The organism is Streptomyces sp. NPDC021749, assembly GCF_040640655.1.
Taxonomy (GTDB): Bacteria; Actinomycetota; Actinomycetes; order Streptomycetales; family Streptomycetaceae; genus Streptomyces.
The window spans coordinates 137561-154239 of sequence record NZ_JBFACE010000007.1; the positions used below are offsets into that span (position 1 = coordinate 137561).

At 71.5% G+C, this 16679-nt stretch carries 13 protein-coding genes; 7 read left to right on the forward strand and 6 right to left on the reverse strand.

Going from position 1 to position 16679, the window contains the following annotated elements:
* Positions 1–18 precede the first annotated feature (18 nt).
* Together AB0G35_RS09605 and AB0G35_RS09610 are read right to left on the reverse strand one after the other, a co-directional pair.
* Positions 19–165: a hypothetical protein gene (locus AB0G35_RS09605; protein ID WP_360946410.1), complete on the reverse strand. Its 147-nt coding sequence runs from the start codon at positions 163–165 to the stop codon at positions 19–21.
* A 102-nt stretch (positions 166–267) separates the two neighbouring features.
* Positions 268–786, reverse strand: coding sequence for a DinB family protein (locus AB0G35_RS09610; RefSeq protein ID WP_360946413.1), 519 nt, complete (start codon positions 784–786; stop codon positions 268–270).
* A gap of 201 nt (positions 787–987) precedes the next feature.
* On the opposite strand from AB0G35_RS09610, the gene AB0G35_RS09615 reads away from it, so the two are divergent.
* The gene (locus AB0G35_RS09615; protein WP_360946416.1) at positions 988–2271 is read left to right on the forward strand and encodes an aldolase/citrate lyase family protein; all 1284 of its coding nucleotides are present in this window, start codon (positions 988–990) and stop codon (positions 2269–2271) included.
* Between the two features lie 792 nt (positions 2272–3063).
* Here AB0G35_RS09615 and AB0G35_RS09620 read toward each other — a convergent pair.
* A complete protein-coding gene (locus AB0G35_RS09620) occupies positions 3064–4104 on the reverse strand; it encodes a LacI family DNA-binding transcriptional regulator (RefSeq protein ID WP_360946419.1) in 1041 nt (346 codons plus the stop codon).
* A 143-nt stretch (positions 4105–4247) separates the two neighbouring features.
* Here AB0G35_RS09620 and AB0G35_RS09625 point away from each other — a divergent pair, with 143 nt between their 5' ends.
* Positions 4248–5204, forward strand: coding sequence for an ROK family protein (locus tag AB0G35_RS09625; RefSeq protein ID WP_360946422.1), 957 nt, complete (start codon positions 4248–4250; stop codon positions 5202–5204).
* 457 nt (positions 5205–5661) lie between these two features.
* Positions 5662–7533, forward strand: a complete 1872-nt coding sequence (locus AB0G35_RS09630; RefSeq protein WP_360946712.1) for a serine/threonine-protein kinase — start codon at positions 5662–5664, stop codon at positions 7531–7533.
* 116 nt (positions 7534–7649) lie between these two features.
* Here the strand turns inward: AB0G35_RS09630 and AB0G35_RS09635 are convergent, their stop codons facing one another.
* A complete protein-coding gene (locus AB0G35_RS09635; RefSeq protein ID WP_360946425.1) occupies positions 7650–9704 on the reverse strand; it encodes an NPCBM/NEW2 domain-containing protein in 2055 nt (684 codons plus the stop codon).
* A 269-nt stretch (positions 9705–9973) separates the two neighbouring features.
* Here AB0G35_RS09635 and AB0G35_RS09640 point away from each other — a divergent pair, with 269 nt between their 5' ends.
* From AB0G35_RS09640 to AB0G35_RS09655, 4 genes are all read left to right on the forward strand, one after another.
* Positions 9974–11230: an ABC transporter substrate-binding protein gene (locus tag AB0G35_RS09640; RefSeq protein WP_360946715.1), complete on the forward strand. Its 1257-nt coding sequence runs from the start codon at positions 9974–9976 to the stop codon at positions 11228–11230.
* 60 nt (positions 11231–11290) lie between these two features.
* A complete protein-coding gene (locus AB0G35_RS09645) occupies positions 11291–12202 on the forward strand; it encodes a sugar ABC transporter permease (protein WP_360946428.1) in 912 nt (303 codons plus the stop codon).
* Positions 12199–13098 carry a carbohydrate ABC transporter permease gene (locus AB0G35_RS09650; protein ID WP_360946431.1) on the forward strand — a complete coding sequence of 300 codons (900 nt, stop codon included), beginning with the start codon at positions 12199–12201 and terminating at the stop codon, positions 13096–13098. Before AB0G35_RS09645 ends, AB0G35_RS09650 begins: the two co-directional genes overlap by 4 nt.
* Positions 13099–13366: 268 nt before the next feature.
* Positions 13367–14398, forward strand: coding sequence for an NUDIX domain-containing protein (locus tag AB0G35_RS09655; RefSeq protein WP_360946434.1), 1032 nt, complete (start codon positions 13367–13369; stop codon positions 14396–14398).
* A 762-nt stretch (positions 14399–15160) separates the two neighbouring features.
* Here AB0G35_RS09655 and AB0G35_RS09660 read toward each other — a convergent pair.
* Together AB0G35_RS09660 and AB0G35_RS09665 are read right to left on the reverse strand one after the other, a co-directional pair.
* Positions 15161–15700, reverse strand: a complete 540-nt coding sequence (locus tag AB0G35_RS09660) for a DUF4232 domain-containing protein (RefSeq protein WP_360946437.1) — start codon at positions 15698–15700, stop codon at positions 15161–15163.
* Positions 15701–15919: 219 nt separating this feature from the next.
* Entirely contained in the window at positions 15920–16486 is a 567-nt protein-coding gene (locus AB0G35_RS09665) for a cupin domain-containing protein (protein WP_360946440.1), read from the reverse strand.
* Positions 16487–16679: the final 193 nt, after the last annotated feature.

A 16679-nucleotide genomic window follows, 5' to 3' on the forward strand; every position in this document is an offset into this window, starting at 1 on the left:
AAGCGGGACCTGACCTCATCAGGTGTTCGGCAGCCGGTCCGTGCCGAGCTCCCCGGACGGCACCGGCTCGACGACGGCGACGTCCAACGGTGCGGCCGGCGCCTCGGCGATCTCCGCGCCCAGGGCCGCCGGGGCCTTCTGGGGGCTGCGGACGGATGCCCTCACCGGTGAGCGATCTTGAAGAGCCCCAGCCGCTCGGCCGCTCGGCCGGTCAGCCTGTCAGGCGGTCAGCCGCTCGGCCGCTCGGCCGGTCAGACGGTCAGCCGCTCAGTCGCCCGTCACCCCGTCGATCCGCTCGCGCAGGAGGTCCGCGTGGCCGTTGTGGCGCGCGTACTCCTCGATCATGTGGACGTAGACCCAGCGCAGGTTGAGCGGGGCGCCGCGGGGGGACGTGAAGGTCTCGTCCAGATCGTGGTCCGCCACCGCCTTGTCGCAGGCCTCGATCTCGGCGCGGAAGGCGGTGACATCGGCCTCCGCGGCGGCCGGGTCGGCGTCGTCGAAATCGGCGTCGAGGTTCTCCTCGGTGATGTGCACGTCCGGGATCTGCTCTCCGAGGAACCGCTGGCGGAACCAGGTGCGTTCGACGTCGGTCAGGTGGCGCACCAGGCCGAGCAGGGTGAGGGTGGACGGCGGGTTGGCCGCCTCGGCGAGCTGCTCTCCGGTGAGCCCGGCGCACTTGGTGAGGAGGGTGTCGCGATGGAAGTCGAGCCAGCCCTGCAGCATCTCCCGCTCGCCGGCCGCGGTGGGGAAGTCTCTGCGCTGGATGGAGGGTGCGGTCCATGTCATGGGTGCGAGTCTGGCGGCGATCTGCGGCGGGCGCCACGGGTTTCGCGGGCCGGTGCGGGCGGCCGTGACCTGCACCGCCTCCCGCGGCAGGGTGTTGACCTCGGCAATCTCCACGGTTAACTTCGCTCTACGGATTGTTGATTCCGTTAAGCGGAAAACGCTCGGGCAACGGCCTCGGGCGTAAGCGCCGGGAGGGTACGAATGGGGCAGCAGGAGACCGTGGCGACGAGCCTCGCGGACACCGTACGCGAGGGGATCGGCGCCGCGCTCGCCGAGGTGGACGCGGATCTGGCCCGGCGCTACCCCGGTGACCCCGGCACCCGCCAGCCGGTGCACACGGTCTACGTCCCCGGCGACGTCTTCGCCGCCGACACCCTGCGCTCCTGGGGGGAGGCGGCCCTCGCCGCCCTGGACGAGCACGCACCCGACGCCGCCGCCCTCGCCGCCGTACTGGACATCCCCGACGAGCTCGCCACCGACGTCCACGACCGCGTCCGCGCCAAGCTCACCCGCGAACCCGTCGAGGACCTGCGGGTCGACTTCGAGGACGGCTACGGCCCACGCCCGGACGCCGAGGAGGACGAGGCCGCGGCCCGCGCCGCCGCCCTGGTCGCGGCCGCGTATCAGGACGGCACCGCCGCCCCGTACATGGGCATCCGGATGAAGTGCATGGAGGCCGCCGTCCGCGACCGGGGCATCCGCACCCTCGACATCTTCCTCACCGGCCTGATGGCGGCCGGCGGACTGCCCGACGGCCTGGTGCTCACGCTCCCCAAGGTGACTTACGCCGAGCAGGTCACCGCCATGGTGCGGCTGCTGGAGGCGTTCGAGAAGACGCACGGCCTGGAGGCCGGCCGGATCGGCTTCGAGATCCAGATCGAGACCACCCAGGCGATCCTGGGCGCCGACGGCCGGGCCACCGTCGCCCGGATGATCGAGGCCGCCGAGGGCCGCGCCACCTCCCTCCACTACGGCACCTTCGACTACAGCGCCTCCTGTGGTGTCAGCGCCGCCTACCAGTCCCTCGACCACCCGGTGGCCGACCACGCCAAGGCCGTGATGCAGGTCGCCGCCGCGGGCACCGGGGTGCGGTTGTCCGACGGCTCGACGAACGTCCTGCCGGTCGGTCCGACCGGCCGGGTGCACGACGCCTGGCGGCTCCACCACGGCCTCGTACGACGCTCGCTGGCCCGCGCGTACTACCAGGGCTGGGACATGCACCCGGCCCACCTCCCGACCCGTTACGCGGCCGTCTACGCCTTCTACCGGGAGGGCCTCGAACAGGCCGCGGCCCGGCTCGCGGCCTACGTGGCGAAGGCGGGCGGCGACGTCATGGACGAACCCGCCACCGCCAAGGCCCTCAGCGGCTACCTCCTCCGCGGCCTCGACTGCGGCGCCGTCGACACCGCCGAGGTCGCCCGCCTCACGGGCCTGACGCGCGCGGACCTGGACTCGCTGGCGGGGCGGGTGAGGGCGGGGGGCTGAGACTTTCGCGGTGTGTTCGGGGCGGGGCGGGGGGCGCCTTGTTGCTGCGCGAAGGGGGGTGCCCATCCCCCCACCCCCGAACCCACCCCCCGCCCCCTCCCCCGAAGGGGGGGGAGGGAGGGGGCGGGGGAAGCCCGCGGAGCACCGCTTGCGGGCCCCGAGCCCCGTCGCTGCTCGTCCACGGGCCTCGCCACGCGTCCCGCCCCATCACTACTCGTCCCGCCCCCTCGCCATGCGTCCCGCCGCCTCGCCGCGCGTGCGCCCCCCGCCCGCCTCGTGGTCCCGTCCCCGGTCACCACTCCTGCGGCATCCGTGCCGCTCCCGCCCGCATCCCCAAAAACCGCCTTCCGCCCCGGCGTTGTCAGTGGCTCGTGCGAGCATGACGGTGCGTCGAGGAACGCGGGACGACGCAGCGGAACGACCGCGGCCGGAAACGACCACAGCGGGGGCAGCCAGAGCGGCACACGCCAGGGCGCACCGCAGGGCGCGACCGCAGCGGAACGAGCCGTGGGCAGGGCATGAGTGCAGCGGGGGAAAGAGTGCAGCGGGGGAAGGCTGATGGGGCGAGGACGAGGGGCGGTCGGCGGCCGTACGGGGCGAGCCGGCGTCGAACCGACGGGGCGAGCGGGCACGGACCCCAGGGGGCGATCAGGCGTCGGTCCCACGGGGCGGCCCGGCGCCGAGCCACCGGGACGGTCGGGCGCCGGCCTCTCGGGACGGTCGGGCCCCGGCCCAACAGGGCATCCAGGCACCGCCCTTGAGGAGCCGTCAGGTATCGGCCTGGGTGGGCGCTCAGCCTTCCGTCGGGGGGATTTCGCCGGAGCCGCGGGGGATCAGGCGGGTCGGGATCTCGGTGCGGTGCGGTGGCTCGGTGATGCCGTCGAGGCGGCGGAAGAGCAGCCCGGCGGCCGTACGGCCCATCAAAGCCGGGTCCTGGGCGACGACCGTGACCGCCGGCCGTACGAGATCGGCGAGTTCGAAGTCGTCGAAGCCGACGAGCGCGACCGGCCGCGGGGAGGTGCCGAGCACCCGCACGGCGGTGACCGTGACGCGGTTGTTGCCCGAGAAGAGCGCGGTGACCGGCTCCGGCGCGTCCAGCATGGCCGTGGTGGCGGAGCGTACGCGCTCGGGCGCGGTGGAGCCCAGCGACACCCAGGAGTCCTCAACGGGCAGCCCCGCGGCGGCCATTGCGCTGCGATAGCCGCGCAGCCGCTCCCGCGCGGTGTGGATCCGCGGCTGGTCGCCGATGAAGCCGATCCGGCGGTGGCCGTGCGCGATGAGGTGGGCCACCGCGTCCCGCGCGCCGCCGAAGTTGTCGCAGAGCACCGCATCCGCGTCGATCCGGCCCGCCGGACGGTCGACGAACACGGTCGCTATCCCGGCCGTGATCTCCGGCTCCAGATAGCGGTGGTCGTCACCGGCCGGGATGATGACCAGCCCGTCCACCCGCCGTGCGCACAGCGCCAGCACCAACTCCTGTTCGCGGGCCGGGTCCTCGGCGCTGGAGCCGTTGATCAGCAGCGCGCCGTGGCTGCGGGCGACCTCTTCGACGGCGCGGTTGAGCGGGCCGTAGAAGGGGTCGGCGAGGTCCTCCAGGACGAGACCGATGCTGGCCGTGCGGCCCTTACGGAGGATCCGTGCGGAGTCGTTGCGGCGGAAGCCCAGGGCCGTGATCGCTTCCTGGACGCGGCGTTCGGTGTCCGGGGTGACCCCGGCCTCGCCGTTGACCACGCGGGAGACCGTCTTGAGGCCGACCCCGGCGCGCGCCGCGACATCCTTCATCGTGGGACGGGTGCCATAGCGGCGGGACGTGCCCCGCGCGGTGTCGGTCACGGTCTGCGGTCCTGTTTTCTCTCGGCGCCTGGGTGTGGCGTCGAGCATAGCCTCTAGACAACGTTGTCAATCGGCGAAAGACTGGCGTTCTCACGCCGGGGCCGGCAGCCCCGGCCCCGGGCCCACCAGGAGATTCCACACCGATGCAGACGGACCTCAGCGCAGCGCTGGACATTGGCGGCACGAAGATCGCCGGCGCTCTGGTGGACGCCCGCGGCAGACTGCTCGTACGGGCCGCCCGGCCCACCCCGGCCGACCAGGACGGGGCGACGGTGATGCGTGCGGTGGCCGAGGTGGTCGGCGAGCTGGCCGCGGCCCCTGAGTGGAACCGGGTGGCGGCGGTCGGCATCGGCAGCGCCGGGCCGGTGAACGCCCGGGCCGGCACCGTCAGCCCGGTCAACATCCCCGGCTGGCGCGACTTTCCGCTCGTCGCCGGCGTACGGGCGCTCGTCGGCGGGCGCCCGGTCGTGCTGGTCGGCGACGGCGTCGCGATGACCGCGGCCGAACACTGGCAGGGCGCCGCACGCGGCCATGCCAACGCGCTCTGCATGGTGGTCTCCACGGGAGTGGGTGGCGGACTGGTCCTCAACGGGCAGCTGCACCCCGGCCCCACGGGCAACGCCGGCCACATCGGCCACATCAGCGTCGACCTCGACGGCGACCCCTGCCCCTGCGGCGGCCGGGGCTGCGTCGAACGGATCGCCAGCGGCCCCAACATCGCCCGCCGCGCCCTGGCCAACGGCTGGCGCCCGGGTCCCGACGGGGACACCAGCGCCGCCGCCGTCGCCGCGTCCGCACGGGCGGGTGACGAGGTCGCCCTGCGCTCCTTCGAGCGGGCCGCGCAGGCGCTGGCCGCCGGGATCGCCGCCACCGCCACGCTCGTCGAGATCGACCTCGCGGTCATCGGCGGGGGAGTCGCGGGCGCCGGCGACATCCTGTTCGCCCCGTTGCGCTCGGCCCTGCGCGAGTACGCGACGCTGTCGTTCGTCGCCGACCTGGCCGTCGTACCAGCCCAAATGGGCACGGACGCCGGGTTGGTGGGCGCCGCAGCGGCGGCCGCACAACAGTCCCGTCTCGATGCCTTCGCCCCCGCACCCTGACGTCCCCACAGGCCCCCGCGCGCCCCTTAGTCTGGTGCCGACCGCGCCGGACGACGACGTACCGGCGGCCGTGCGCCGGCCCGCGGGAGGTACCCGGCGTACGGAACGGGACACGGCACCGAGGGGATTGGCGACGGTGACATCGGGGGAACGTGAGCAGCGCGGGCCGGACGAGGCACCGGGCGCGGGCGGGGCACCGGGGGCGGGCGAGGCACCGGGGGCGGAGGGCGCAAACGCCCCCGGGGTACCCGGCGGCGCCCCGCCCCAGGACGTGGTTGAGGGCCCCGCCGGACAGGGCTCGGGTGACGGCCCGACAGACCAGGACGCGGTTGACGGCCCGGCCGCCGCGACACCGGGCAGCCCATCCGCAGCGACACCGGGCAGCCCATCCGGCGGCACGCCGGGGACGCCCCCCGCCGCCGGGGCGAGCGGTCCCCGGCGGGGCACCGATGCAGACCTGGCCGGACGGCTGCTCGGCGGTCGCTACCGCGTCACCGACCGGATCGGCCGCGGCGGTATGGGCGTGGTCTGCCGCGCCGTGGACGAGGTGCTGGGCCGTGAGGTCGCGGTCAAGGTGCTGCGCGCCTACACGGACGCCTCCGCGCCGGAACTCGCCGATCTGCGCACCCGTATGCAGCGCGAGGCGCGCGCCGCGGCCCGGATCCGGCACTCCGGTGTGGTCACGGTCCACGACGTCCTCGACGAGGATGGCCGGCCGGTCATCGTCATGGAGCTGGTGGACGGGCCGTCGCTGGACGACGCCCTGACGGAGCGCGGCCCGCTCGACCCGCGGGAGATCGCCCGGATCGGCGCCCAGGTGATGGACGCGCTGGACGCCGCCCACCAGGTGGGCGTGCTGCATCGCGATGTGAAGCCGGGCAATGTGCTGCTCGACCGCACCGGCCGGGTGGTGCTCACCGACTTCGGCATCGCCAGCATCGAGGCCCCGGGCGACGGTGCGACCACGAACCTCACTCGAAGCGGTGAACTCGTCGGCTCGCTCGACTACTTGCCCCCGGAGCGCGCCCAGGGCCAGGGCCCCACACCGGCCTGCGACATCTGGTCGCTGGGCATGACGCTGTACGCGGCGGTCGAGGGCGGCGGCGCGCCGTTCCGCCGTACGTCGGTGTGGTCCACGCTCACCGCGATCGTGACCGAGGCGCTGCCCGAGCCGCGGCGGGCCGGCCCGCTGACGCCCGTGCTGCATGCCTTGATGGCCAAGAACCCGGCCGACCGGCCGTCCGCCGCGGAGGCCCGGAGCATGCTGCAGGCGGTGGCCGAGGGACGGGACCCCGCGCCCGCCCCGGCGCCCGGTGCACCGCATCTGCCCACCGCGACCGATCTGCGACCGCTCCCCCCGCCGGTCCCGCCGCAGGAGCTCCCGCCACCACCACCGCCCCAGGCCCAGCCCCCGGCCCAGGCCCAGCCCCAGGTGCAGGGACAGAACCCACCCCCGTCCCCCGCCCCGGGCCCCACCCAGGCGCACCCCCGGCTGCACTCCCCGGTCCCGCCGTCCGCGGGCAGCACGGGTACCCACCCGCACCCGGTGAGCCCCGGCGAGCGGGACACCGAGCGGCTGCCCGCGCGCCGCCGCCGTCGGGTGGCGCTGGCCGTGGCGGCGGTGCTCGCCGTGCTCGCCGCCGGTGGCGGGGTGACGTACGCACTGGTCGGCGGCGGCCCGAGCGATGCGGTCGCGGACCGTGGACGGCAGTCGCCGGACCCGGCGCCGTCGCCCAGCGGGCCGGGCGCACCGAGTACGGCCAACGGCAAGGGCGACGCCAAGGGCCAGGACAAGGGGAAGGCGCAGGAGGCGGGGGCGGACGGCGGGGCGGGCGCGTCCTCGTCCGGCCGGCCCTCGGACGGGGCGACGTCCAAGGACAAGGACCACGAGCCCGGTGGAACGGCCGGGAGTTCGGGCGACGACGGGAGCGGCGGAGCGGACGGCGACCAGGACGGCAGCGGTGGCGGAAGCGGTCCCGGCGGGACGCCCGGCAGTGCCTCCGGCGGTGGCACCGCAGGCAGCAGCGGCGATCCGAGCCCGGCGCCGACGTCCTGTGTGTCCATCGGCGGCGGCAGGACCAACTGCGACGTCTGGCGCACCGCGGATTCCTACACCGCGTCGTTCCAGCAGGTCGGCAAGGTGGACATGGGCACCAACTACTTCTACTGCCAGGCGAAGCTGGGCCGCCGCGAGACCTACGGGAAGTGGACGAACGTCTGGTGGGCCAAGACGGACGACGACAGCGGCAACACCGGTGTCTACATCAGCGTGGTCTACCTCAAGGGCGGGGCGAACGACGAGCCCGTCCCCGGACTGCCGGTCTGCTGACGGCCGTTCGCGGATGCGCGCGGCCGAGATCCCGCAGCGCGGAGGGCGGGCGGCCCCGGTGGCAGAGCCCGGGAACCGCCCGCCCGTGAGCGCCGGTCCAGCGCTCGACTCCCGCTTCAGCAGCTGAACGTGGCGTCCGCCCAGTCGGCGTGGTCGTAGTCGATCCCGTCCCCGCCGTCGGTGACGACGAGTCGGACGGTCTCGGCGCCGGCGACCGCGGCGGACAGCGTCCGGGCGGCGTCGGCGCCGGTCACGGTCCCGCTGCCGGCGACCCGTGTGCCGTCCGCCCAGACCTCGAAGCCGGCCGAACCCCGGTCGCCGACCTCGTCGTCGATCCCGACCCGGGCGCTGAACGTGGAGCACCTCCTGCCGGTGTAGAAGGTGACCTCGCTGGGCGCATGGACGCCCAGGCCCTTGGCGAAGCCGGTCCCGCCGATCCGGAGCGGGCCGCCGTCTCCGGCCGCGCTCTCGCCGACGCTGGTGTTCTTCTCGACCGGGCCCCAGCCGTTGGCGGCGGTCAGCCAGGGCAGTTCGGCGGCGTCCCTGGTCCCGGCGGGCGGCGGCACGACGAGGTGGGCGGTGCCGGGCAGGGTGGTGGTGACCCGTTCACCGCGCGGTGAGCGGTAGGCGGCGGTCAGCGGCAGGTCGTACGGGCCGGGGGCGGTGCCCGCCGGTGCGGTGATCCGCCAGGTGGTGGTGAGGGTCCGGCCGCCGGGCAGTGCGCGGGCGGTGGCGGGGGTGGTGGCCGTGGCGTGCCAGCCCCGCGGGGCCCGGAGCGTCACCGTGAGGTTCCGGGCGGGGGTGCCGCCCAGGTTGCGGACGGTGGAGCGGATGTCTTTGGGCGCTCCGGCCTCCACCAGGGGAGCGCGGTCGGTGCCGGTCTCGACGGCCGGGGGGTAGTTCGCCCAGTTCTTGTCGGCGGCGATGCGGTAGACGGCGGTGCCGTGGGCGGGGACGGTGGCGGCGATGGCGCCCGTGGTGTGGGTGTCGCGGTGCTGCCACAGGTCGCGCAGCCGGTAGCCGGCGGCCTGGGGGAGGCCGACGGCCCGGGCGGTGGTGGCGATCCGCTGCGGCCGGTCGGTCTCGTTGAAGAGCGCCACCGCCCGGTCGCCGCCCGCCAGTTGCTTGACCAGCGTCCAGCGGCCGGACTCGGACGCCAGCACGGTGGCCTGCTTGCCCAGGGCGTCCTGGTCGAGCGCGATGACGTCCTTGTTGGCCAGGATCTCGAACGTTTCCGGGCCGGCCTTGCGCAGATCGGATCCGATCAGCAGGGGTGCGGACATCATCGACCACAGGGAGAAGTGGCTGCGGTACTCGGTGTCCGTCATCCCGCCGTTGCCGACCTCCAGCATGTCCGGGTCGTTCCAGCGTCCCGGCCCGGCGTACGGCGCCAGCGGCAGGTTCTGTTTGGCGATCGCCAGCATGCTCGACCAGGAGTCACTGATGTCGCCGGTCGTGCGCCACAGATGTCCTACGTCCGACGCCCACTCCCAGGGCTTGTTCTCGCCCCATTCGCAGATGCTGTAGACGATGGGCCGTCCGGTGGCCCGCAGTGCGTCCCGCATCGCGCGGTACCGCTGCCGGGCGTCCACGCCCAGGTTATTGCAGTTGTCGTACTTGAGGTAGTCCACGCCCCAGTCCGCGAACTGCTGGGCGTCGGACTTCTCGTGTCCGAGGCCGCCAGGGAATCCGGCGGAATTGCAGGTCTTGGTGCCGGCGCTGGTATAGATGCCGAACTTCAGGCCCTTGGCGTGCACATAGTCGGCGACCGCCTTGATGCCGTGCGGGAATCGCTGCGGATCCGGTACGAGCTTGCCGTTCGCGTCGCGTGCGGGCAGCGCCCAGCAATCGTCGAGATTGACGTACTGATATCCCGCGTCCTTGAGGCCCTTGGCGAGGAAGAGGTCGGCGATGCCCTTGACCATGTCCTCGTTGAACTCGGCGCGGCAGTGCGTGGAGTTCCAGTTGTTGAAGCCCATCGGGGGTGTCAGGGCGAGTCCGTCGGGCAGCCGCGGCGCAGGGCGGGCGGCGGCGGCCGGGGCGGGGGTGTCCGGAGTACGGGCCGCCGCGGGCGGTGCGGTCGCTCCCGCCGTACAGAGCAGGGCGAGGGACAGCGCTCCGACGATTCCTCGGTGGCCTGTCCGGTGGGTGGAGCGGATAGGAACGCGCATGGTTCGCGTCCTCCGTCTTCGCGAGAGGTGGGGTGAGGTCAGGTACCTGACACTGGCGAGTGTTTACGGTAGGGCTTGTTGGAGTCTGTTGGAAGAGGAGCGGTAACGGTTGATGCTCCGGCCGCCAAACCCCTTGACGCACCCGGCAGTTCGGAGTGAGATCCCACCACTCGCGTTCGTTTCTGTTTGGTTCCACCCCTGAGGAGGGGGACATGGCCCAGCCAGCGTTCAGCGGTTCGGATGCGTACGGGGAAGTGGCAGGACGTCGGATGTCCCGCCGGACGCTGCTGCGGGGCGCCGCACTCGGCGCCGGAGCGGTGGCCCTGCCGGCCCTGCTCACCGCCTGCGACAGCGGCCCCAGCGGAATCACCATGGGCTCCAACGCCTCGGACGCCGTGCCCAAGAAGGCCTTCGCCGCGGCCTTCGCGGCGTACGAGAAGAAGTCCAAAAAGACCGTGAAGGTCAACACCGTCAACCACGAGAACTTCCAGGAGAACATCAACCGCTATCTCCAGGGCACCCCGGACGACGTCTTCATGTGGTTCGCCGGCAACCGTATGCAGTACTTCGCACAGAAGGGACTGCTGACCGACATCAGCGATCTCTGGCGGGACTTCGACGGATTCACCGAGGCGTTGAAGAAGCAGTCTACGGGCCGGGACGGCAAGCAGTACCTCGTGCCGTACTACTACTATCCCTGGGCCGTCTTCCACCGAAAGAGCGTGTTCCGGGAAAAGGGCTATGAGACACCCCGGACCTTCGACCAGTACCGGGCGCTCGCCAAGCAGATGCAGAAGGACGGGCTGGTGCCGTTCGCCTTCGGCGACAAGGACGGCTGGCCGGCGATGGGCACCTTCGACTACCTCAACATGCGCGCCAACGGCTACGACTTCCACATCGCGCTGATGAACGGCCGGAAATCCTGGAACAGCCCGCAGGTCAAGCAGGTCTTCGACCTGTGGCGCGGGCTGATGCCGTACCACCAGAAAGGCGCCAACGGCCGCACCTGGCAGGAGGCCGCACAGACCCTCGCGCAGAAGAAGGCCGGCATGACCGTCCTCGGACTTCCCCACCCCGGCCAGCAGTTCAGCGCCGGCGACCGCCCGGACCTGGACTTCTTCCCCTTCCCGGAAATCGACCCGGCGCACGGCCAGGACGCGGTCGAGGCACCGATCGACGGATTTCTGATGTCGCGCAAGGCCAAGGACAAGGACGGCGCCAGAGACCTGCTGAGGTACCTCGCCACCCCGAAGGCGGAAGACATCTACCTCGCGCACGATCCCAACAACATCGCGGTCAACAGCGGCGCCGACACGGCCGCCTACACCGCACTGCAGAAGAAAGCCGCACAACTCGTCGCCGGCGCCCGGCAGATCTCGCAGTTCATGGACCGCGACACCCGGCCCGATTTTGCCTCGACCGTGATGATCCAGGCGATCCAGCAGTTCCTCAACGATCCGGATGACATCGACGGCCTGGTCAACGACATCGAACGCCAGAAGAAGCAGATCTTCACCGCCGGGTGAGCCCCGGTCACCGACGAAGCGACCTACCGCGACTTCTTCAATGACGGGGGGCGAACCGCCGTGGTGAAAACCCGTGCCCGGCGCGCCGGAAGACCGGGTCCGCGGCGGTACACCCGCCGCGACCTCGCCGTCCTCGGCGCCCTGCTCAGCCTGCCGATCCTGCTCGACCTCTGCCTGATCTGGGGCCCGACGCTGGCCTCCGTCGGACTGTCCTTCACGACCTGGGACGGTATCGGCGACCCCACATGGGCCGGGCTGGACAATTACCGGAACCTGTTCACCGACTATCCGCCGTTCTGGCCGGCGGTCCGCCACAATCTGCTGTGGCTGGCATTCCTCGGCCTGCTCGCCGCCCCCTTCGGACTGCTGCTCGCCGTCCTCATCGACCGCGGCGTCCGCTTCAGCCGCTTTTACCAATCCACGCTCTACATGCCGGTGGTGTTGTCGCTCGCCGTCGTCGGCTTAATCGCCCAGCTGATCCTCTCCCGGGACCAGGGCGCACTCAACGCCGTACTCGGCGCCAAGAATCCCACCGACTGGCTGGGGGATCCCGGCCTCAACATCTGGATGGTGCTGCTGGCGGCCTGCTGGCGGCACACCGGATACGTCATGATTCTCTATCTCGCCGGCCTGAAATCCGTCGACCCAGGTCTGAAAGAGGCCGCCGCCATCGACGGCGCGAACGAACGGCAGGCGTTCTTCCGGGTCGTCCTGCCCACCCTGCGGCCGGTGAACGTCATCGTCGGCGTCATCACCGTCATCGAATCGCTGCGCGCCTTCGACATCGTCTACGCCGTCAACAAGGGCCGCAACGGCCTGGAACTGCTCTCCGTGCTCGTCACCGACAACATCATCGGGGAGGCCGGCCGAATCGGCTTCGGTTCGGCCATCGCCGTCGTCCTGCTCCTAGTTTCGCTCGGATTCATCGTGACCTATCTCGTCCAGGAACTCCGAGGGGAGCAGCAGCGATGATCGCATCGACCGCCCCGCATCCGGTGCCGCGCCGCCCCGGCCCCGTTCACCGCGGCCGGTTCGGCGTGCACCTCTTCCTCACCGCCGTTTCGCTCGCTTTTCTCGCCCCGCTGCTGCTGGCCGGCTACGCCTCGCTGCGGCCCTACCAAGAGACCGCGGAATACGGGTATTTCTCCCTCCCGCGCCACCTCTCCTTCGCCTATTACCGCCAGGCATTCGTCGACTCCGGAATGAGCAAGTACTTCCTGAACTCGCTCCTCATCGCCGTGCCCGGAGTCCTGCTCACCCTCTTCCTCGCATCGTTCGTGGCGTTCGCCGTGTCCCGCCTCCGGATCCGCGGCGGCACGGCATTGCTGATGGTCTTCACCGCCGGGAATCTGCTCCCCCAACAAGTGATCGTCACCCCGCTCTACGTGCTGTTCAACAAGGTTCCGCTGCCGTACTGGATGTCCGATTCGATGACGCTCTACGACTCCCTCTGGGCCGTCATCGCCGTACAGATCGCCTTCCAGCTCGGATTCTGCGTCTTCGTCCTGGCGAACTTCATGCGCACCCTGCCGCGGGAAATCCTCGAAGCCGCGATCGTCGACGGCGCCGGTGTCTGGGCGCAGTACCGGCGGGTCACCCTTCCGCTGTGCCGACCCGCACTCGCCGCACTCGGCACCCTGCAATTCACCTGGATGTACAACGACTTCCTGTGGGGCCTGGTCTTCCTCTCCGACGGCGACAAACTCCCGGTCACCTCCGCCCTCAACAATCTGCGCGGCCAGTTCTTCACCGACCACAACCTGCTCGCCGCGGGCTCCGTCCTCGTCGCCCTCCCCACCGTCCTGGTCTTCCTCCTCCTGCAACGGCATTTCATTGCCGGACTGACCCTCGGGGCGAGCAAGGGGTGACCCACCCGGACGCACCGCCGGACACCGGGCTCGATGCGCCTCCGTCATATGCGGATTCCGGTGGGCCCGCGCGGGCACGTGCACCGGGTGGGCGGGTGAGGGTTTCGGTGCTGGAGGGGCTGGGGAGCGCTTGTTTGCCGGGGCTTCCCCGGCCGGACCGGCGGTCGAAAGACAGCGCTCCCGGCCGTGCGCGCGGCCCGTGCCCCCGAGCGTTTCCATGGCAGGGTGTTGCGGGCAACTCACCTGGGTCTAGGGAAGAGGGGAAACCGTGATCGTCTGGCTGAACGGCACGTTCGGTGCGGGCAAGACCACTGCGGCTCATGAACTGCTCGACCTGCTTCCCGGAAGCACGCTCTACGACCCCGAAATCCTCGGCACCGGGCTGCGGTTGATGCTGCCGGCCAAGCGGTTCGAGGAGGTCGACGACTACCAGGACCTCCCGTCCTGGCGGCGCATGGTCGTCGACACCGCGGCCGCGCTGCTCACCGAGGTCCCCGGCCCGCTGATCACCCCCATGACGCTGCTGCGGCAGGAATACCGCGATGAGATCTTCGGCGCCCTCGCCGCCCGCCGGATACCCGTGCGGCACGTTCTCCTCCATGCGGAGGAAACGATCCTGCGCACGCGGATAGCGGACCGCGAGGACATACCGGGAGACGACGCGGCCCGAGCCTCCGTCCGCCGCTGGTGCCTGGCGCACCTCGGCCCGTACGCCGATGCGCTGCCCTGGCTGACGTCCGACGCCCATGTCGTCGACACCACCCGGCTGACGCCCCGGCAGACCGCCGAACGCGTCGCCGAGGCGCTCCGCACCGGCGCCGGCGCCTGCGACATCGTGCAGACCCCCGAACCGACCGCCGAGACCCTCGCCGCCGGCGTCCTGCTCTTCGACGACCAGGATCGCGTGCTGCTGGTCGACCCCACCTACAAGGCGGGCTGGGAATTCCCCGGCGGCATCGTGGAACGCGGCGAAGCCCCCACCCAGGCCGGGCTCCGCGAGGTCGCCGAGGAACTCGGCATCGAACTCCCGTGCGCCCCCCGGCTGTTGGTGCTCGACTGGGAGGCACCCCGCCCGCCCGGCTACGGCGGCCTGCGGCTGCTCTACGACGGCGGCATGCTGACCGACGACCGCATCAGCAAGCTGCTGCTGCCCGGCGCGGAACTGCGCGAGTGGCGCTTCGTCACCGAGGCCGAGGCGGAGACGATGCTGCCACCGGTCCGCTGGAACCGCCTCCGCTGGGCCCTCCGCGCACGCGAACGGGGGTGCCCGCTCCATCTTGAAGCGGGGGTGCCTGTTTGATCTCACGTACGTGGTTGTCTGCGGCGCCGTGGGGGGTGTGCGCCGTTCCGCTGCGCTTGGGGATGCTGCGTACGTAGTTGGCTGTCCCGGCGTGGGGGTTGTTCGCCGTTGTGCGCTTTGCGGTGCCGCGTACGTTGTCGGCTGTCCCGCCGTGGGGGTTTCCCGCCGTGGCTCCCCCACTGCCTGAAGGGCGTGGGAGGTGCCCCCAGCGGCGGGCTGGGGTTGTTGTGGGTGCGGTGACGGTCCTGCGGGGCCGGTTGTGTGGACTGCTTCGCTTTACGTCCACACAACCGGCCCCTCCGGCCCGTCCCCTCCCGTGGGTGGGTGGGAATGCGGTGGGTGGGGGTGGGCGTTGGGGCCTGCAAGGGGGCGTGGCGTCCCGTAGGGGTGGGTCGAACAGATCCCGTAGGGGACGCGGAGGCCCCTTGCGGGCCTCAACTCGACGGCTGGGGGCGGTATTCCCGACACTCCATGACGCGAGGTGCTTCCCGGGACGACGCGCGCCCCCACTCACCTCAGTCCCCCCATCCACGGGAGGGGCTGGACCGGAGGACGAAGTCTGGAGGGCCGGCACCGCACCCGACAAACAAACGCCCGCCGCCAGGCGCCATGGCGAGCGAGCCCCGCGGCGTGACGGCCGACAACGTACGAGGCGCCGCAAAGCGGCAATGGCGAGCAAGCCCCGCGGCCAGACAGCCAAGTACGTACGGGGCGCCGCAATGCCCCGCGGCGGGACAGCCGAGTACGTACGGAGACGCCGTGCTACTCGGCCGCTTCCTTGGGCGGGCTCATCCACACCGTGTCGTCGCAGACGTTCAGCAGAGAGCGCCGGCCGGACTCGTCCCGGGCGGTTATGGAGCGCAGGGAGCGGTCGTGCGGTGCGGCCACCGTCGCCTCCACATTGCTGACCAAGCACTCGCCGGACGGGTTGCCGGGCTCGGCATCCTTGTAGCGCAGTGCCGTTGTCACCGTGCCGCCGGCGCGCAGGTCGATGGGCGGCGGGACCGCGCCGCGCCCCTTGCCGTCGGCCAGGGGCCCCTTGCCGACGTGTACCTCGAAGAACGGATAGCCGCCGAAGACGCATGGCCGGGCCGTTTTGTTGACGATCGTCAGGCGCGCGTTGCGGTGCATGCTGTGCGCCGGCTTCTTGAGCACGGTGAGCTTCCACCGCAGCCCCTTGGTGGTGCAGTTGGCGTGCAGGGCTGCCATCCGCGGCGAACCGCAGCCGGTCAGGCCGAGACCGGCGGAGACGGTCAGTACGAGCGCGGCCGATGTCGCCGCGAGAAGTGAACGCCGCCGCACGGCTCCCCCATTCCTCACGAATTTCGTTCCCTGCCGTGTAAGGAGGGGTTTGACGCGCGGTCGGTTGCCTCGGAGCGCAGTGCTCGTGAGGAGGATCTCTTCGGCGGCGTACTCCTTGCCGTCAGCGGACTTCAGAGATCCACCGACGGCCCTTCCACGGCCCTTCCACGGCCCTTCCACGGCCCTTCCAGGCCCCTTCCGCAGCTCTTCCGCGGTTCCTCAGCGCGTCTTGAACGATTTACGGAGGGCGGCCCGGTCCTCCCAGGAGTCCGCCGCTGGCCCCTTGGTCATGTCGGTGAAGAAGCTGTCGTGCCGGAGGAAGAAGTCGGCCCGCTCCTCCTCGGTCATGCCCGCCACCTCGGCGAGGCCCTCGAAATACCCCTCGCGCGCCGCGCCGGGCGCGAACAGCATCAGGAATTCGGCGGGTTCACCGGAGATGTTCCCGAACGAGTGCACCCCGCCCGGCGGGATGTAGAGGTAATCGCCCCGCGCCGCGTCGAACCAGCGCTCGCCGTCGAAGACGTGTATCTCCCCGGACAGCACGTAGAACGACTCGGACATCGTTTTGTGGAAGTGCGGGCTGGTGCCGCCCACCTCCGGCCCCATGCGGTTCTGGTAGAGCCCGAAGAGCCCGTCCGTCGTCAGCCGGGTCGAAAGGTAGTGGTAGGTGTTGCCGCCGGGCGCGGTGTAGTCCGGAGGAGTGTCGGCCGGACGGAAGGTCGCGCTGATCTCGCCCTCGTCGCGCGAGTAGCGGATCTCGGGGTAGTCGGGGGACAGGAAGGTCATGGGTGCTCCTCAGAAAGAAGTTCCGATCAGGGAGGACTTCCGGGAAGGGGTCCTGGGAAGGGCGTCCGGTCGGGTGCAGGGCCGGTGGGGCAGTGGTTTCCGGTCGGGTGCAGGGCCGGTGGGGCAGTGGTTTCCGGTCGGGTGCAGGGCCGGTGGGGCAGTGGTTTCCGGTCGGGTGCAGGGCCGGTGGGGC